General features: G+C 35.5%; 15 protein-coding genes and 5 tRNA genes. 11 read left to right on the top strand and 9 right to left on the bottom strand.

The genetic code is table 11. The annotated features are described in order from the left end of the window. The first annotated feature begins 203 nt into the window (after positions 1–203). The 3 genes from BN1226_RS05365 to BN1226_RS05375 all read left to right on the top strand — a co-directional run bounded on the left by BN1226_RS05365 (position 204) and on the right by BN1226_RS05375 (position 483). Positions 204–279, top strand: a tRNA-Gly gene (locus BN1226_RS05365). Positions 280–290: 11 nt separating this feature from the next. Then, positions 291–364 (top strand) — tRNA-Cys (locus BN1226_RS05370). Positions 365–396: 32 nt separating this feature from the next. After that, positions 397–483 (top strand) — tRNA-Leu (locus tag BN1226_RS05375). 272 nt (positions 484–755) lie between these two features. Here BN1226_RS05375 and BN1226_RS05380 read toward each other — a convergent pair. The 4 genes from BN1226_RS05380 to plsB all read right to left on the bottom strand — a co-directional run bounded on the left by BN1226_RS05380 (position 756) and on the right by plsB (position 6,737). Further along, positions 756–1,019 carry a DUF5339 domain-containing protein gene (locus tag BN1226_RS05380; RefSeq protein ID WP_044470328.1) on the bottom strand — a complete coding sequence of 88 codons (264 nt, stop codon included), beginning with the start codon at positions 1,017–1,019 and terminating at the stop codon, positions 756–758. 103 nt (positions 1,020–1,122) lie between these two features. Next, complete coding sequence (gene rlmKL, locus BN1226_RS05385) at positions 1,123–3,273, bottom strand: bifunctional 23S rRNA (guanine(2069)-N(7))-methyltransferase RlmK/23S rRNA (guanine(2445)-N(2))-methyltransferase RlmL (protein WP_044470329.1); 2,151 nt, start codon at positions 3,271–3,273, stop codon at positions 1,123–1,125. A 129-nt stretch (positions 3,274–3,402) separates the two neighbouring features. Further along, the gene (xerD, locus tag BN1226_RS05390) at positions 3,403–4,296 is read right to left on the bottom strand and encodes a site-specific tyrosine recombinase XerD (RefSeq protein WP_044470330.1); all 894 of its coding nucleotides are present in this window, start codon (positions 4,294–4,296) and stop codon (positions 3,403–3,405) included. 2 nt (positions 4,297–4,298) lie between these two features. Beyond that, a complete protein-coding gene (plsB, locus tag BN1226_RS05395) occupies positions 4,299–6,737 on the bottom strand; it encodes a glycerol-3-phosphate 1-O-acyltransferase PlsB (protein WP_044470331.1) in 2,439 nt (812 codons plus the stop codon). A 197-nt stretch (positions 6,738–6,934) separates the two neighbouring features. On the opposite strand from plsB, the gene lexA reads away from it, so the two are divergent. Further along, complete coding sequence (gene lexA, locus BN1226_RS05400) at positions 6,935–7,576, top strand: transcriptional repressor LexA (RefSeq protein ID WP_005761085.1); 642 nt, start codon at positions 6,935–6,937, stop codon at positions 7,574–7,576. A 74-nt stretch (positions 7,577–7,650) separates the two neighbouring features. Here lexA and rnhA read toward each other — a convergent pair whose 3' ends face one another. After that, positions 7,651–8,115 carry a ribonuclease HI gene (rnhA, locus tag BN1226_RS05405; protein WP_005761072.1) on the bottom strand — a complete coding sequence of 155 codons (465 nt, stop codon included), beginning with the start codon at positions 8,113–8,115 and terminating at the stop codon, positions 7,651–7,653. A 70-nt stretch (positions 8,116–8,185) separates the two neighbouring features. Here rnhA and dnaQ point away from each other — a divergent pair, with 70 nt between their 5' ends. The 4 genes from dnaQ to der all read left to right on the top strand — a co-directional run bounded on the left by dnaQ (position 8,186) and on the right by der (position 10,969). Beyond that, positions 8,186–8,962, top strand: coding sequence for a DNA polymerase III subunit epsilon (gene dnaQ / locus BN1226_RS05410; RefSeq protein WP_044470332.1), 777 nt, complete (start codon positions 8,186–8,188; stop codon positions 8,960–8,962). Between the two features lie 89 nt (positions 8,963–9,051). Further along, positions 9,052–9,128, top strand: a tRNA-Asp gene (locus BN1226_RS05415). Between the two features lie 14 nt (positions 9,129–9,142). After that, positions 9,143–9,219 (top strand) — tRNA-Asp (locus BN1226_RS05420). Positions 9,220–9,442: 223 nt separating this feature from the next. Beyond that, entirely contained in the window at positions 9,443–10,969 is a 1,527-nt protein-coding gene (der, locus tag BN1226_RS05425) for a ribosome biogenesis GTPase Der (RefSeq protein ID WP_044470333.1), read from the top strand. A gap of 58 nt (positions 10,970–11,027) precedes the next feature. On the opposite strand, the gene BN1226_RS05430 is transcribed toward der, so the two are convergent. From BN1226_RS05430 to udk, 4 genes are read right to left on the bottom strand one after another with little or no spacing between them, the layout of a single operon-like run. Further along, positions 11,028–12,218 carry a sugar transporter gene (locus tag BN1226_RS05430; protein ID WP_044470334.1) on the bottom strand — a complete coding sequence of 397 codons (1,191 nt, stop codon included), beginning with the start codon at positions 12,216–12,218 and terminating at the stop codon, positions 11,028–11,030. A gap of 1 nt (position 12,219) precedes the next feature. Beyond that, positions 12,220–13,575 carry a hypothetical protein gene (locus tag BN1226_RS05435; protein WP_044470335.1) on the bottom strand — a complete coding sequence of 452 codons (1,356 nt, stop codon included), beginning with the start codon at positions 13,573–13,575 and terminating at the stop codon, positions 12,220–12,222. 8 nt (positions 13,576–13,583) lie between these two features. After that, positions 13,584–14,168, bottom strand: a complete 585-nt coding sequence (gene dcd, locus BN1226_RS05440) for a dCTP deaminase (protein ID WP_044470336.1) — start codon at positions 14,166–14,168, stop codon at positions 13,584–13,586. Between the two features lie 11 nt (positions 14,169–14,179). Further along, positions 14,180–14,830, bottom strand: coding sequence for a uridine kinase (gene udk / locus BN1226_RS05445; RefSeq protein ID WP_044470337.1), 651 nt, complete (start codon positions 14,828–14,830; stop codon positions 14,180–14,182). 232 nt (positions 14,831–15,062) lie between these two features. Between udk and BN1226_RS05450 the strand changes: the two genes are divergently transcribed. The 3 genes from BN1226_RS05450 (at position 15,063) to BN1226_RS05460 (ending at position 19,329) form a co-directional block, all read left to right on the top strand. Beyond that, entirely contained in the window at positions 15,063–16,103 is a 1,041-nt protein-coding gene (locus BN1226_RS05450) for an ABC transporter substrate-binding protein (protein ID WP_044470338.1), read from the top strand. Between the two features lie 30 nt (positions 16,104–16,133). Continuing rightward, entirely contained in the window at positions 16,134–17,168 is a 1,035-nt protein-coding gene (locus tag BN1226_RS05455) for an ABC transporter substrate-binding protein (RefSeq protein ID WP_044470339.1), read from the top strand. A gap of 103 nt (positions 17,169–17,271) precedes the next feature. Beyond that, complete coding sequence (locus tag BN1226_RS05460; RefSeq protein WP_044470340.1) at positions 17,272–19,329, top strand: ABC transporter permease; 2,058 nt, start codon at positions 17,272–17,274, stop codon at positions 19,327–19,329. Positions 19,330–19,376: the final 47 nt, after the last annotated feature.

Genomic DNA, 19,376 nt, shown 5'->3' on the forward strand with positions numbered 1-19,376 from the left:
AATAGAAACTTAAAAGCAGATTTTTTACTTTATTTTTACTACTATCTGCTCTTTTTAAGGAATGATTTTGCTTGCTTTTTAATTAATTTGCATTTTTTTTCAGCAAGCGAAAACTTTTTTTCAGTTTTTTTGCTTTTGCCTGTTGACAGTCTGCCAGAATCCCGTAAAATGCACGCCACTGACAGCGAATGTGTTAGCGAAAAGCGGGAATAGCTCAGTTGGTAGAGCACAACCTTGCCAAGGTTGGGGTCGCGAGTTCGAGCCTCGTTTCCCGCTCCAATTTACGCTAAGGCGTGTTAGCAAAGCGGTTATGCACTGGATTGCAAATCCATGTAGATCGGTTCGACTCCGGTACACGCCTCCATTAAATAACCGTTATCAGTAAATAAAATCTTCGCCCGGGTGGTGGAATCGGTAGACACAAGGGATTTAAAATCCCTCGCTTTCCGAAGCGTGACGGTTCAAGTCCGTCCCCGGGCACCATTTTAAAAAGCCAATACATTCAAAAATATAGTCGCTTAATGCGGCTTTTTTTATGCTCAAATTATTACATTCCTAAAATAACTAATCTTATATCCTTGAAGCGATAACTACGAGAGATTAATCAAAAACATTTTATTGTGTCTTTGGATTGTTTTTTGGAAATTTCTATCAGGTTATGTTATTCATCAGAAGTGTTTATCATTTATGTCAAGATAATAAGTTGAAAAAAGAAAAGCCCTTCTGTATAGAAAGGCTTTATATCAATATTAGAATTATTTAGGCATCATCGTTTTCATTTGTTTTAATGATTCAATACCTTGCTTACAAGCTTGTTCTTGAGTATCCGCTGGCATTGCGGAAATTTGTTGTTTACTCGCATCTAATTGTTGTTTCATCATACTTGATTGCTCTGCTGGCACCGCTTTTACATATTCATCAATATCACTAAAGTATTGTTTACACGTCGCTGATAAATCTGCTGCTGATGCGAAACTAGCTACTGCTGCAAATAAAACGGCTAAAATTGTTTTTTGCATAAAATACCCCTTAATAAAGTTAAGCTCATTTAATATGAGCTGTTTATATTGTGAGCAAAATAAATAAATAAATAAATAAATAAATAAATAAATAAATAAAATATTATTGATTTAGCTCAATAATCCAACAATTATGAATCTGTTTATTGCGTTCAAAATCTAGGGGTAAAGTTTTCGATGAAATTTCTTGTGCATGTAAACCTAGTTGAGTTAAACCATCGAAATCCATTTTAAAAGCACGTTTATTATTTGAGAAAACAATTATGCCATGTGGGCGTAAAATACGTTTTAAATTAGCCATTAACTTAATGTGATCACGTTGTACATCCCAATTATCTTCCATGCGTTTTGAATTTGAAAATGTTGGTGGATCTACAAAGATTAAATCAAACTGACGATCACAATTTTCGAGCCATTGTAAACAGTCTGCTTGAATCAATTTATGCTGTTTACCATCTACATCATTTAGTATTAAATTTTGTTCAGCCCAGTTCAGATAAGTATTTGACATATCTACGGTAGTCGTTGATTTTGCGCCACCTAAAGCAGCATGTACCGTTGCTGAGCCTGTATAAGCGAATAAATTGAGAAAATCTTTATCCTGTGCCATTTGCCCTAACATTCGACGAGTTAGGCGATGATCTAAGAATAATCCTGTATCTAAATAATCTGTTAAGTTCACCCATAACTTCGCACCATATTCGTGCACAAAGAAATATTCCCCCTTATTAGCAAGTTTCTCATATTGATTCGTGCCTTTTTGTTTTTGACGAACTTTCAAGATCAACTTATTCGTTTCAACACCCGTTACCGATAAAGTTGCTGTCACGGCATCGAGTAAACGTTGACGAGCTTTATTTTCATCAATATTTTTAGGTGCGGCATATTCTTGTACTATAATATGATCACCATAACGATCTACGGCTAAATTATACTCAGGTAAATCTGCATCATAGAGGCGATAAGCTTCTAAGCCTTCTTTACTTGCCCATTTTTCAATTTTTTTAATATTTTTTTGTAAGCGATTAGCAAAATCTGTAGCCACATTTGCATTGGGTTTAAATTCTACTGTAGTTTGTTCTGTGCTATTTTCTGTTGTTTGGTTAATTCTGCGGTCAGAAATTTGATAATTTTTTTGAATACAATCTAATGGGCCGTTTTTAGCTTTAAATTGACGATGAGAGCGCATTCTCAAACAATCTAATAATCCTTGTTCAGAACTGAAAACAGATACATTCCAACCTGAGAATTGTTCTTTTAAACGTTGACCAAATACAGAATATAATGCAATTAATGCTGGTGTTGTCCCTAAACGCTCACCATAAGGCGGATTACAAATTACAGTACCAGTTTGTGCTGGACATGGATTTTTTAATGAGGCGACATCACCTTGGCGCCAGTTTATTAAATGGGCGACACCTGCATTTTGTGCATTCTTTTGTGCTTTTTTCAATACCCGATGATCTAAATCGAAGCCATAAAAATCTGGGTGATGTTTGTTAAATTCTGCTTCTGCTAATTCAACCGCTTCAGCTTTAACTTTATCCCAAGCTTCTTGGTTATGACCTTTCCAAAAATCAAACCCCCAATGCATACGATGTAATTGAGGCGCAATTTTTGCTTCCATTTGTGCGGCTTCGATTAATAATGTCCCCGAACCACACATTGGATCCACTAAAGGCGTGCCAGGTTTCCATCCCGAACGTAATACAATAGCCGCTGCTAAGGTTTCACGCAAAGGTGCCGTCCCAGTATCCTCACGATAACCACGTAAATGTAATGCTTCACCGCTGAGATCTAATGAAATCACTAAATCATCACGGTTTAAATACGCATGAACACGAATATCAGGATAATCTTTATCGACATTTGGACGGTCTTTACCATTTCGCTCAAAATAATCCACGATCCCATCTTTGACACGCATTGCACCAAATTGAGTATGACGAATTTCTCGGTTGGTACCATTAAAATCTACAAGAAAACGTACTTTTTCGTCAAAATATGAAAGCCAATTCTGTCCAACCACCGCTGAATACAAATCTAAATCGCTATAAACTTTCGTTTTCACAATGGGTAATAAAATACGAGAACTAAGACGTGACCATAACAAAGTACGATATTGGGTTTCATCATCAGCAGTAAAATGTACACCGCCTTGAACCACCTGGCATTCACTGGCACCAAGCGAAGTTAATTCTACTTTTAGTAATTCTTCGAAACCGCGAGCGGTTGTAGCGAAAAGTTGTTTCATTATTGAATTGCTCTATTTTGTCTATTAAATAAAAATTGCGAAATTATAACAGGTTTTAACTCCTGCGTATTTGAAAATAAAAGTGCGGTCAGTTTTTTGAAAATTTTGACCGCACTTTTGCTATTGAAGTTATCCTCTTGGATGGAATTTCTCATGTAATCGTTTCAATCGTTCTTTTGCAACATGCGTATAAATTTGTGTGGTGGATAAATCACTATGACCTAACAACATTTGTACCACCCGAAGATCGGCACCGTGATTCACTAAATGAGTAGCAAAAGCATGACGTAACACATGAGGTGATAAACTATTAGTATCAATTTCAGCTAATACAGCATAATGTTTAATACGATGCCAAAACGTTTGACGAGTCATTTGTACGGCCCGTTTACTTGGAAAAATTACATCTGAACTTTGCCCATTTAGCAACATTGGACGACCATATAAAATGAACTGCCCCACCCAATAAGAAGCTTCTTCTCCCATCGGTACGATACGTTCTTTATTGCCTTTACCAATCACTCGAACTACGCCTTGTTCAAGGTTGATATTATCTGCGCTCAACGTCACTAACTCGGTAACTCGCAAACCTGTAGCATATAATAATTCCAACATCGCTTTATCACGTAATTCTAATGGAATATCCGTACTGGGTGCTTCTAATAAATCTCCCACTTGTTGTTCAGTGAGATATTTAGGCAAACGGCTGGGCAATTTTGGTGAACTAAGTACCGCACTTGGATCATCAGTGCGGTACTTTTCACGATATAAATACTGAAATAATTTCCTCATTGCACTGAGCATTCTTGCGGTGCTTGTGGCTTTATATCCCTGATCTACTCGCTCACCAAGAAATGATTGCAAATCTATAGAATCCAGCTCTTCTAAATTCTTACTTTGTTTTTGTAACCACTGACTTAATGCGCTAAGATCTAAACGATAAGATTGAATCGTATTATCAGACAACCCTTTCTCAAGCCACAGCTCATTTAAAAATAATTCAATTAATGTGGAATCTTTCATATTTATTCTTCAGTAGGGATTTCCTCTGACTTTTCAATAGCACTTCTAATCGTTAAATTTACCTCTGCAGAAATGATATGGTTCAATATATCTGAAAGCTCATTTAATTTTTCTAACACTGCATGACCAGCCTCATCAAAATAACCTTTTTCTTTCAAGCTGGTTGTAAAACCAACAAATACTGCTTTATCAAAAAACTCTGGTGCATTAATACCATGCAATACAGATAAACGTTGTGCAACAAATTGACTTTGTTTTTCTAAAGCAGCACGCGCTATATCTGGTTGATATTGTAAAATTGAAATAGTAATACGATAACGTTGTAGGATTTCTCTTACCGCCGATGCCCAAAGTTGTAACGTACGAATACCTTTATCATTAATGCTTAGTAGATCATTTTCAATATCAATAATTTGTTGACGATGAAATTCTGCTATCATTTTTTCTACTACATCATCTAAACTTTCTTCTAAAATATGAATAAAAAGCTCATTCTTTAAGAACGGATAAATGACTTTTACTGCACGTAATAATTCAGTTTTAGTCACTTGTTCATAATGCAACACAATACTTGCAACTAGTGATGGTAAAGCAAATAAATGCTGAATATTATTACGATAATAAGTCATTAATACCGCAGAATTTCTTTCTAAATGAACTAATTCACCAAAGTTATCTTTTTCAATTAATACACCCATTCTTTCTAGACTTAATACATGTTTTAGCATATCTTCTGGTGACTCAGATGGCACAATAACATCTGAAGAATAAGGCACATTTTGTAAAAACTCTTGATAACTTTGTAATTGTTCTAATAGCTGTTCTCGTGATAAAGCACGCTGACGTGAAGATAGTAATGCCATCCCCGTTAAATTCATTGCATTGATAGCAGCAGCATTATTAATATTCACCATGACCTGAGTAGAAATACTATCCACAGCTTTATTAAACCACACAGGTTTTTCTTCTACTGTATTTTTCCATTCAGGATAATGTTCATTTAAGTAATTACTTAAGGTAATAGGCTCTGCAAAATTTACATAACCTTTGCCTAAATTACGTAGTTTCTTAATCACACGTAGGACAAGACCAGCATTTTCTTTTTCTTTTGCTGCACCACGTAATTCTTTAGCATAAGTATCAACCTCTAAAACATGTTCATAACCTATATAGACTGGCACAACCGTAATTGGGCGAGTTTGGCGTTGCTGTAATGCCTGTAATGTCATTGACATCATACCTGTTTTTGGCGTTAATAAACGTCCTGTACGAGAACGCCCCCCTTCAATAAAATATTCTACGGAATAACCACGATGAAATAATTCCCCTAAATATTCACGAAAAATGGTGGAATATAAACGATTTCCCTTGAAAGTACGACGGATAAAAAAAGCACCACTACGACGGAAAATAGGACCTGCAGGCCAGAAATCTAAGTTAATTCCAGCGGCAATATGCGGTGGTACGAGACCTTGGTGATATAACACATAAGATAATAATAAATAATCAATATGGCTACGATGACAAGGAACATAAACAATTTCATGTCCTTCTAAAGCTAATTGGCGCACACGATCTGCATTTTCTACCGAAATACCTTGATAAAGCTTGTTCCATAGCCAACGTAATAAACGGTCTAACACTCGTAAATTTTCATAACTCACATCAGCAGCAATTTCTTTTAGAATTTTTTCTGCTTCTTGACGAGCTCGTGCTTGGCTCATATTCTTACTTTTTGCCTCATCGGCAATCGCTTCTAATATAACAGGAGACTGCAACAATTTATTAAACATCGCTTGACGATTTGGCAACCGAGGCCCCGTAGCAGATAAACGCTGTTTTGAAAAATGCATTCTCGCAATTCGTGCTAATTTTTGTGCAATAGAAACATCTGCACCATGTTCACTCACCATATAACGCATAGAAACTGCTTGAGAAAAACGAACAAAAGTATCTCGTCCAAACCAGATCGCTGCAATAGTTTTTTGAATACCATTTAATAAACGCAATTTAGGTAATTTACCTTTATCTTCTTTACCTGGTGAACGTCCCCATAGTACAGAAACTGGGATAACTTGAACATCTAAATCCGCATAAGCATTATGTAGCTCAAAATAATGATAAAAAACTTTTTCTGTTTCTTTTTTCGGGCCTTTTTTAGATTTAAAGAATTGACGACCATCATCTAAATAAACATAACGAGGTAATTGTTTACCATGAATATCATTAGTTTCTATCGGATCTGGCAATCCCACACTTAAACAGTTTTTACGAAAAATCACAAAGTCAGTTTGGGAGGTATAAGGTAATACATAAACTATTGGCTGTGTTATATCTAGTTTCAACTCTTCAATAGGGTGACTTGGGATAGGATTATTTTTTACCAAAAAAGATAAAGGAATTTCCAGTAATGCTCTATATAAATTTAAAAAACTAGCCATAATAAATTTCCATATACAAAAACAACTTTCTTCATTTTAACATAATTTTTTCATTTGGTTATCATCAGATGATAGTTTTGGAATAGATGTCACATTTTTATTAGATTCATTTTCATCTACTTAAATAAAAACATTGCAAGTTTTTACAGTCTGTATATAATGTCAGTGTTCTGTACAAAAAAACAGGGGATTTTTAAATGAAACCAATTAAAGCACTAACAGCTCGACAACAAGAAGTTTTTGATTTTCTCAAACACCATATTGAATCAACTGGAATGCCTCCAACTCGTGCTGAAATATCTAGAGAACTAGGTTTCCGCTCCCCAAATGCAGCAGAAGAGCACCTGAAAGCCTTAGCTCGCAAAGGTGTAATTGAAATTTTATCAGGTACGTCTCGTGGTATCCGTTTACTTATCAATACCGAAGAACCTGCTAATGATGAGGATGAAGGTTTACCTTTAATTGGTCGAGTTGCAGCAGGTGAACCAATTTTGGCAGAGCAACATATTGAGGGATCTTATAAAGTTGATGCCGACATGTTCAAACCTCAAGCAGATTTTTTATTAAAAGTTTATGGCCAATCAATGAAAAATATTGGTATTTTAGATGGTGATTTATTAGCAGTACACAGCACCAAAGATGTCCGTAATGGACAAGTTATTGTGGCAAGAATTGAAGATGAAGTTACAGTAAAACGTTTAGAACGTAAAGGCGATATGATTTATCTTCATCCAGAAAATGAAGAGTATCAACCAATTGTGGTCAATCTTAAAGAACAACCTAATTTTGAAATTGAAGGCATTGCCGTAGGCATTATTCGCAATAATGCTTGGATGTAAGCAAGCAATACATAATAAAAAGTGCGGTAAATTTTCTAAAATTTAACCGCACTTTTTATATCTATTGTCACAGATTAGTCAGGCTGATAGCCTGTATCTTCTAGCGTAGGATTTTCAGCACCTTGTTTGGCTAATTCATCACAAATCTCATTTTCTCTATGGCCAGAATGCCCTTTCACCCAATGCCAATCAATTTTATGTTTCCGAATTGCTTGATCCAGTAAAATCCAAAGATCTTGATTTTTCACAGGCTTACCTGTACTCGCCTTCCAATTGTTTTTTTTCCAATTAAAAATCCATTGTGTAATGCCATTTTTCATATATTGGCTATCACTATGTAACATCACAGTACAAGGTTCTTTCAAACAATTTAGTGCTTCCACTACAGCTAATAATTCCATACGATTATTCGTCGTTTTAAAATAACCTTTTGAAAGTGTTTTTTCGTATTGTTGATAACGTAATAAAATGCCAATTCCACCTGGCCCAGGATTTCCTAAACAGGATCCATCTGTAAATATTTCAATTTGTTTCTGCATAATTTGCTACAATCTAACAACTCATTTTAAAATAATAGCCTAAAACGTTAAAAATAGACAGTTTGAAAATATGAAAGTTGAAATTGATTTAAATCGCCAGATTGTTCTGGATACCGAAACCACAGGGATGAACCAATTTGGAGCACATTATGAAGGTCACTGCATTATTGAAATTGGTGCTGTCGAAATGATTAATCGTCGCTATACGGGTAAAAAATTACATCTCTATATTAAGCCTGATCGTCCAGTAGATCCTGAAGCAATTAAAGTTCACGGCATTACTGATGAAATGCTTGCTGATAAACCCGATTTTACAGAAATTGCACAAGAATTTATTGATTTCATCAAAGGTGCTGAATTATTAATTCACAACGCTCCCTTTGATGTGGGCTTCATGGACTATGAATTCCGTAAACATCAAATTGATGTAAAAACCAGTGATATTTGTACAGTGACTGATACGCTGCAACTCGCTCGACAAATGTATCCAGGTAAACGCAACAGTTTAGATGCACTTTGCGATCGTTTAGCTATTGATAACACTAAACGAGTACTACATGGAGCATTACTGGATGCTGAAATCCTTGGTGATGTTTATCTGGCTATGACAGGCGGACAAACTAGTCTTTTTGATGATCATGAAACGGATGAGCCAACCATGGCGAGTACTCAAGCTATACAGCAAACCTTTGAAAAAACAAAGCATAAATTATCTACACTACAACCTAGTGAGCAAGAACTAGCTGCGCATTTGGAATATATCAAGCTGATCAATAAAAAAAGTAAAGATAACTGTTTGTGGGAAAAAATATTAAATCCATCGTCAGAAGAAGAGTCTCTACATTAATTCGTTTAGGAATTAAACAAGTAAACTAAAAGTTCAAAAAAAAGGTTGACGGAACTCCCGTTCACTATTATTATTTGCTCCACCTATGCGGAGTGGTAGTTCAGCTGGTTAGAATACCTGCCTGTCACGCAGGGGGTCGCGGGTTCGAGTCCCGTCCATTCCGCCAATTTATTCTAATACGGAGCGGTAGTTCAGCTGGTTAGAATACCTGCCTGTCACGCAGGGGGTCGCGGGTTCGAGTCCCGTCCGTTCCGCCAATTAGAAATAGAGTTATAGCACCCAGAGGTGCTTTTTTTATGTCTGAAATTTTCCCTAATTCGGATAAATCCTATTTTTTCTTAAAATTTTAATAAAAACAGACCGCACTTTTCTCTATTTCTCCCCTTGTTGGTTCGCATTCTAGCTAAAATCAGCTATAATGATAGATTATTTTTCGTGCATGAATTTATTGCACTTTATATTACTGATTTCGAGGTTTCTATGACAACTCCTGTAGTTGCCCTTGTTGGTCGCCCTAATGTAGGCAAATCAACATTATTTAACCGCTTAACACGTACACGTGATGCTTTAGTAGCGGACTTTCCTGGTTTAACACGGGACCGTAAATATGGTCATGCGAATATTTCAGGCTATGACTTCATCGTAATTGATACTGGAGGTATCGATGGTACTGAAGAAGGTGTTGAGGAAAAAATGGCTGAACAATCATTGCTTGCGATTGAAGAAGCCGATGTGGTGCTTTTTTTAGTCGATGCACGGGCGGGACTTACACCAGCCGATATAGGTATTGCTCAATATTTACGCCAACGTCAAAATAAAAAAACATTTGTTGTAGCTAATAAAACAGATGGTATTGATGCTGACTCTCATGCTGCTGAATTCTATCAACTTGGCATGGGTGAAATTGCACAAATTGCTGCCTCTCAAGGTCGAGGGGTAACGCAGTTAATGGAAGAAATCTTAGCACCTTTAGCTGAACAAATGCAGGCTGACTTGGTCTCTGAAGAAAATGAAAATAACATCGAAAAAGAAGAACAAGACGAATGGGATCATGATTTTGATTTCAATTCAGAAGAAGATGCGAAATTATTAGATGATGCCTTAGCAGAAGAAAACCAAGAGCCTGAAAATAAAAATATTAAGATTGCTATCGTTGGTCGTCCCAATGTAGGTAAATCAACATTGACTAACCGAATTTTAGGTGAAGATCGTGTTGTGGTTTATGACTTACCTGGTACAACTCGAGATAGTATTTACATTCCGATGGAACGTGATGATCAACAATATACGATCATTGATACAGCGGGGGTTCGTAAACGTGGTAAAGTGCATTTAACTGTTGAAAAGTTCTCTGTAATTAAAACCTTACAAGCTATTCAAGATGCGAATGTGGTATTACTAACCATTGATGCTCGTGAAGGAATTTCAGACCAGGATTTATCGCTACTCGGCTTTATTCTCAATGCAGGGCGTTCTTTAGTTATTGTAGTCAATAAATGGGATGGGTTAAGTCAATACACTAAAGATCAAGTCAAATCAGAATTAGATCGCCGTTTAGATTTTATTGATTTTGCACGTGTACACTTTATTTCAGCATTGCATGGCAGTGGTGTCGGTAATTTATTTGAGTCTATACAAGAAGCATATAACTGTGCAACACAAAAAATGACCACATCAATGTTGACTCGTTTATTACAAATGGCAACAGATGAACATCAACCACCAATGATTAATGGTCGTCGTATTAAATTAAAATTTGCTCATCCTGGTGGCTATAATCCACCAATCATTGTGGTACATGGTAATAAAATTGATAAATTGCCTGATAGCTATAAACGTTATTTATCGAATTATTATCGTCGTAGTCTGAAAATTGTGGGCTCTCCGATTCGTTTACAATTCCAAGAAGGGAGTAATCCTTTTGCAGGTAAACGAAATAAACTTACTCCAAATCAATTACGTAAACGTAAACGTTTGATGAAATTTATTAAAAAAGCAAAACGCTAATGCCAAAGTGCGGTTAAATTTCCAAAAATTTAACCGCACTTTTATTATACTAGCAAGACTAATATTTGGGATTGGATGGATGATATCGAAATTTCAAATGCATGGTCACAAACCACAACATGCCAATCAATCCAAGTAACCCACCTACATAGCCAATATTTGCTAGCCCTAAATGCTGCATAACTTGATTACCAATTAATGCACCACCACCAATACCAATATTATAGATTCCTGAATAAATTGAGGTTGCTACATCTGTAGCATCTGGGGCAATTTGTAATACACGCATTTGCATACTTAAACTCATAGCTGAAATACCCACTCCCCAAATAAATACCAAAACAAACATTGCTAAAGTACTTTGGCTAAATACATGAATTAATGATAAAGAAAGTGTTAAAACTATGGCCATAGTCAGTAAAAATTGAATTGGACCACAACGATATAAACGTCCAAATAATAAACTTGCTACAATCCCTGATAAGCCAAATATCAATAACACAGCTGTGGCTGTATTAGCTGAAACCTGATTAATTTGAATCATAAAGGGTTCAATATAACTATAAGCAGTAAAATGTGCAGAAATAATAATAATTGTAAAAATATATACTCCAATCAGCATTGGACGACGCAATAAGCTTGGTAAACTACTTAATGATCCCGAATTTTTGCTTGGAATATTTGGCAAAATATAAGCAATAATAATCATTACCATAGTTGCGATACCCGCAATAATGGCAAAGGTTGTACGCCATCCTAACCATTGCCCGATGATACGCCCTAAAGGTAAACCTAGTACCATCGCCAAAGCCGTTCCCATAGAAAACAAACCCAATGCTTGAGTTTTCTTATTTTTCGGGGCAACACGTAACACTAAAGACGCAGTAATTGACCAAAATACAGAATGAGTTAAAGCAATACCCGCACGAGAAATTAATAATATCCAATAGTTCCAAGCACAAGCGGAAAGAATATGACTAGCAATAAAAATTATAAAGAGCTTAATGAGTAGTGATTTTCTTTCCATTTTGGAAGTAAGTAACATGCAAGGCAACGACAATAAAGAGACTATCCAAGCATATACAGTAATCATTAATCCTACTTCTGAAACCGGCATCTGGAAACTGGTTGCAATATCTGTTAATAAAGCAACAGGGATAAATTCTGTAGTATTAAAAATAAACGCAGCACAAGCCATCACCATGACGCGTAAATACTCAATACGCATGGCATTCTGTTTAGTCAACATATTATTTAAACTTTTCCTTCATAAAATTCTTTAATTGCTGCCTAAAATCTTTAGTAATTTCCACTTTATATTGAGGTGAGCTACAATCATCAAAGAAACGAATTGGCAAACTTAAATTTTTATAGTTAGGATTATTTACGCCAATATTCACCATCACATCACATTTCATGCTACGTAAATCAGCTTTTCCATATCCTTTTAATATTAATTCATCGGTACGCAATGACATATTTTCCAAATAAACATCTCGCCCTAACCAATTTAATTTCGTATTATATTGAAGAAAATTAGTCTCTAAATTTTTCAATTTTTCTTCATCATAATTAATTGGCAGATACTGTGCGACCAAAGAAATTAGATTGAGTCCTTGGAGCTTACCATTCATCACATTTAAGTCAAAGGTACCACTTGTCATCTCGGTATCACCGAAGTGTAATACAGCAGAAACATCACTCTTACCTGAAATAACCACAGGTAATTTTAAAATACTGAGTAATTTTTCAATGGGGAAAAACTCGGTTTTAAATTGAACAATTTTACTTTGTTCATGACTTGGAATGATATGAATAGATGAATTACAATAATTACAAGCTGAAGAGGTAAAACTCATAGATTGTGTTTCTAAATTGCCTTTAGGTAAATTTAGTTTTGCATGAATGCGTCCAAGATCTTGTGAATTTAATTTAAGTGTGTCAGCCACAAATTCATAATGATCTAATTGGGCTAAATTAGAAATAATGGTCGTTTGTCCAATAGAAGCATTAAACTGTTTATTATTGGAATAATCCAACTCATTTAAATCAACAGAAATTTGAGTATCTTTTAGGGCAATTCCTTGAGGAATGAATTTCAATTTAGTTGCCAAAGAAATATCATCGTTATGTCGATTTTTTGCTTTAAATTGCACACCATATAACCATTGATTCAATTTCTCATTCTTCATTTTCTTGGTTTGTAAAAAATGAATTAAATCATCAATAGCCATAAAATTAAGATGTGCAGGAGTCACTGAAAGTGTAATCGATTGTAATTCAGGTCGTTCAGGATTACGCCAGAATTTACCATTATCAAATTGTAATTGAGTAATCGTAAAATCACCTGAAAAAACTGACAAACCAGCCAATTCAGCCGTTGCACGCTCAAAACTAATCACTTGATTATCGTCTAACACATAACTTATTTTCTCTGCTGTAAAAGCTGGACGTAATAAAAAACTAAAATCGAGGCTATGAACCTCGATTCCTTGTTTTTGTAATAGTGTAATAAGTTTAGTTTCAGCTTTGTCTTTTTGTATATGCAAAAATACCAGTAATGCAATCAGTATTCCTAATATTATCGCACCCACTTTCTTTGACATTGACTTGCCTATTTATCTTCATTTATACGGCTTGCTACCGCACTTTGTTGATTTTTATATTTTGCATCTTGACGACAATTATAAGGTCTTGCAGCATAGCCGCTTAAGATCTCAAAACTTAATGCACCAATAATCATATTTGGTCGTAGTGCCAGTGGCAATTTTCCAGAATTATAAAACTCTAATACAATTTTACCTTCCCAACCTGGATCAATACGGTGTGCGGTAACATGTACCATCAATCCTAAACGGGCTAATGATGAACGTCCATCTAACCAACCGATCACATTAGCAGGTAATTTTACGCTTTCATATGTAGTAGCTAAAGCTAAAGCTCCCGGATGAAGAAAAAATGCTTCGTTATCTTGAATAATAATTTCATCACTCATTACTCGTTCTAACTGGGCAGTAACTTCCTCACGAGGACCACTCACATCAATATAAGGTGCTGAATATTCTCGGAATACTCGGAATGAATTTCCTAATCGTAAATCAATAGTTGCACCGTTAATTTTATCATTACTCGGACGAGGCATAATTTCAATAATCCCCTCATCTAAATAACGTTCAATATCAGTGTCACATAATCTCATCAGATTTCCTTTTACTTTTGACCTAACATATGTAAAATTTGTGCCTTCAACATATTGATCGCAATGCGATTTTTACCCCCTCGAGGGATAATAATATCGGCATATTGTTTTGAAGGTTGAATGAATTGTAAGAACATCGGACGTACTGTTTTACGATATTGCTCTACTACAGACTCTAGAGAACGGCCTCGTTCTTCCATATCACGTTTTAATCGACGAATAAAACAAATATCTAGAGGTGCATCCACAAATAAAGATAAATTAAGTTCCTTACGGACACGTTCATCAGTTAATAGTAAGATACCCTCTAAAATAATCACTTTCTTTGGCTCAAAGTGAGTAACCTCTTTCATTCTTGTATGTTCTACATAGCTATACTGAGGAATATCCACTGTTTTGCCTGCTTTCAATGCTTGCAAATGCTCAATTAATAAATCTCTATCCATTGAATTCGGATGATCATAATTGGTCTGAGTGCGAGTTTCAAAATCCAAATGGCTCTGATCTTTATAATAGCTGTCCTCGGAGATTATTCCCATTTCTTCATGTCCTAACTGTTCACATAATTCTTTGTATACAGTTGAAGCGATTAAACTTTTACCAGATGCAGAAGCTCCTGCAATAGCGATGATAATACAAGATGTATTTGATGAATCTGACATGGAAACCCCAATAAGCATGAAAAAACTAGGTAAGATTATAAAGATATTTTAGGATTTTTTACAGTTATTTAAACTTTTTTAAAGCAGAAAGTTCAGTTAATACAAGATTTTGTGAAGCACTTCACGGTATTCATTTTTAGTTTCTTGTAATATTAATCAAATTTCAAAGGTGTCTAGTCACTGAGAATTTATACATGGTATTCAGCTTTCTATATAACAATCGAGGTTAATTATGAAAATCAAGAATCTTTCTCTCGCAATATCTACCGCACTTTTAGGAGCTAGTTTAATGTTTTGCGCACAAGCTAACGCCAAAGGTCGTTTAGTCGTTTACTGTAGCGCAACCAATCAAATGTGTGAAGCCGTCACTCAAGAATTCGGAAATAAATATGACGTTAAAACTTCATTTATCCGTAATGGCTCAGGCAGTACCTTTGCAAAAGTAGAAGCTGAAAAGAATAATCCTCAAGCTGATGTTTGGTACGGTGGTACATTTGATCCTCAAGCACAAGCGGCTGAAATGGGTTTACTTGAAGCCTACCGTTCACCAAATATTTCACAAATTGTAGAACGTTTCCAAGATCCTGCAAAAGTAAAAGGCAACTATGCTTCTGCAATTTACATGGGAATTTTAGGTTTTGGTGTAAATACCGAACGTTTACAGAAATTAGGTATTACAGAAGTACCAAAATGCTGGAAAGATTTAACCGATCCTCGTTTAAAAGGTGAAATCCAAATCGCTGACCCACAAAGCTCTGGAACAGCTTATACGGCAATTGCAACATTTACGCAATTATGGGGTGAAGATCAAGCATTTGAATATTTCCGTAAATTACATCCAAATATTTCTCAATACACTAAATCAGGAATCACTCCATCACGTAGTACTGCTCGAGGCGAAGCAACTATCGGTATCGGCTTCTTACACGACTATGCTGTTGAAAAGAAAAATGGTGCACCAATTGAAATGATCGTACCTTGCGAAGGCACTGGTTATGAATTAGGTGGATTAAGTATTATTAAAGGCGCTCGTAATATAGATAATGCAAAACTCTTTGTTGACTATGTGTTATCAAAAGAAGGACAAGAAGTAGCTTGGAGAAAAGGTGAAGCTCACCAAACACTATTAAATACCACTGCTGAACAATCACCTACTGCATTTGACCCATTAAAACTTAAATTAATTAACTATGACTTTGAAAAATATGGTGCAACTGAAGAGCGTAAACGTCTAATTGAAAAATGGGTACAAGATGTAAAATTAGCCAAATAATCAATCCTTAAATAAATTTGGGAGAACCCTATGAAAAAAGCAAAACTTGCTGGAGCAATCTCAGCAGTTTTGCTTGGTAGCACTATGTTATCAAGCAATGCTGCGGCGGAAGGACGTTTAGTTGTTTATTGCAGTGCTCAAAATACGATGTGTGAACAAGAAACACTCGCTTTCGAGAAAAAGTACAATATTAAAACCAGTTTTATTCGAGGTGGAACAGGCAGTATTTTAGCAAAAATTGATGCTGAAAAAGATAATCCACAGGGTGATGTTTGGTATGGTGGTACATTAGATCCTCATTCCCAAGCAGGAGAAATGGGCTTATTAGAACCTTATAAATCCCCTAATTTACAATTTATTCCAGATAAATTAAAAGATCCTGGTAAAGTCAAAGGCAATTATTCCTCTGCAATTTATCTTGGTATCTTAGGTTTTGGTGTAAATACCGAAAAATTAGCCAAAATGAATATTCCTGTACCTAAATGCTGGAAAGATTTAACTGATCCTCGATTAAAAAATGAAATTCAATCTGCCGATCCACAAAGTTCGGGTACCGCTTATACTGCATTAGCGACCTTTATTCAATTATGGGGTGAAGAAGAAGCGTTCAAATATCTAAAAGCCTTACATAAGAATGTTTCCCAGTATACAAAATCAGGTAACACTGCGACTCGTAATACCGCACGTGGTGAAGCGTCTATTGGTATTGGATTCTTACATGAACATTCACTTGAAAAAGAAAAAGGCGCGCCTGTTGAATTAGTAGTTCCTTGTGAAGGAACTGGCTATGAAATTGGTGGTGTAAGTTTAATCAAAGGTGCTAGAAATAAAGAAAATGCTAAATTGTTCATTGATTGGGCATTATCAAAAGAAGCTCAAGAACTCTCTTGGCAAAAAGGTGAAACTCACCAAATTTTAACTAATAGTACCGCTAAACAATCACCTTATGCTTTAGATTTCAAATCCATTAATTTAATTAATTACGATTTTGATAAATATGGCTCAAGTGATTTACGTAAACGACTCATTACCAAATGGGTTGATGATGTAAAATTAGCCAAATAATTTATAATAAACGAGGCAAGTTGCTTAACTTGCCTTATTTCAAAAGAATTTAAAAATTCTTAAAATTTTAACCGCACTTTTGTCAATTATTGAGCGAGGTTGTATGAATTCCGCAAAATTACCAATAACACATTCGGCGAGTTTCTGGGTTATTCTTTCCTTTATTGCGTTTGTTATTTTACCTTCACAAGCCCTTGACTATGGCTTATTAGAAAGTACGAAAGATGAATTTTATGATGCGATGGGATGGTCCTCTTGGAATCTCACTGCTTTATGGTTTCTTCCTCTTATCATTTTCTTGATTATTCCTAAATTAGGTTTATCAAAAATAGCTGAAGCTAAAACTGAATTAATCTTCGTTACTGTGATTGCACTCTTTACATTTATTAGTGCAACAGTCATGAAAGTTAGCATGGGTTATTCTGTCATTGTATTAATTGCCAGTTTAACTGCCATTGCCACATTAGCTTTAGCAAAATTAAAAATTATGCAAGGTGATAAATTTATTATTGGTTCACTCCTCTGCATTATTTTATTAATTTTCTTCTTTATTGTTTATCCAACCGTAGCTATCTTTGTTTCTATGTTCTACGACGAAGGAACTTTTGCACCACAACAAGTCCTTCGTATTATTAGCCAAAATTACATTGTACGAGTAATTGCAAACTCATTATTTCTTTCAGGCTTCGTTGGATTAGTTTCAACTATTTTTGGCTTAGCTTTTGCCCTTTATACTACTCGTATCGCTAAACGTTCCGCTTTTATAGGTAAAATTTTCTCTATTCTACCTATCGTTACTCCTCCTTTCGTAGTAGGTTTAGGCGTGACTCTCATGTTAGGACGCTCTGGCTATGTTACTGAATTCCTAGCAAATAATTTTGGTTTTACCAATAGTAACTGGTTATATGGTTTTAATGGTATCGCCATTGCACAAATTCTCGCATTTGCACCAATTTCATTTATGCTTTTAGATGGTGCATTGAAGTCAATTCACCCATCAATTGAAGAAGCTTCTTATACATTACGAGCAAATAGATATCAAACCTTCTATAACATCATTTTCCCATTATTGCGTCCTGCATTGGCTAACTCATTTTTAATCGTGTTTATCCAATCATTAGCAGACTTTAGTAATCCATTAGTTTTGGGGGGAAGTTTCGATGTTATTGCAACACAAATCTATTTCTATATTGCTGGTTCACAATTAGACTATGCTTCTGCAAGCACTTTAGGCTCAATGCTATTGTTGTTCTCATTAGCAATTTTTGTTATCCAATATGTGTGGATTGGTAATCGTTCTTACGTCACTGTGTCTGGTAAATCTTACCGTGGTGACGTGCAAGAATTACCTACGGGATTAAAATACACCATTATTCTCATGTTAGGTCTATGGATTATTTTTAACTTAGCATTATACGGCAGTATTTTCTATGGTAGTTTCACTGTTAACTGGGGAGTGGATTACACATTTACCTTAAATAACTACAGCATGTTATTTGGTCAAGGATTGAGCGATGGTGCATGGCCTTCATTACTCAATACCATGTTCTATGCTGGTATTGCAGCGCCACTCACAGCCTTATTTGGTTTGTTAATTGCTTACATTGTGGTTCGTAAAGATTTCCAAGGTAAGAAAACATTAGAATTCTTAACCATGCTTTGTTTTGCTGTACCAGGCACCGTAGCTGGGGTATCTTATATCTTAGCCTTTAACAATGCCCCAATGTATATTACTGGTACGGGTATCATCATTATTATTTCTATGGTAATGCGTGACCTACCTATCGGTATGCGTTCTGCAATTGCGGGGTTAGGTCAATTAGATAAATCCCTTGATGAAGCCTCATTATCTTTAAAAGGTAGTTCATTTAAGACCATCTGGTATATTGTGTTCCCACTTTTAAAACCAGCATTATTATCCGCATTAGTAACGAGTTTCGTACGTGCCATGACCACCGTCAGTGCAATTATCTTCTTGGTCACTGCAGATACCCGTGTAGCAACAGCCTATATATTAAACCGTGTAGAAGACGGTGAATATGGTATTGCAATCGCCTACGGTTCAATCTTAATCGTGGTTATGATGGCGATCATCCTATTCTTCGACTGGATTGTGGGTGATACACGTATCTCACGTTCTAAAGCGAAACAAATGAGTTAATTTTGAAGATGGGATAACTTGCCCATCAGAGTTTGATTAGGCGGAAA

The sequence above is a fragment of the Mannheimia massilioguelmaensis genome (assembly GCF_000940515.1).
GTDB classification, from domain to species: domain Bacteria; phylum Pseudomonadota; class Gammaproteobacteria; order Enterobacterales; family Pasteurellaceae; genus Basfia; species Basfia bettyae.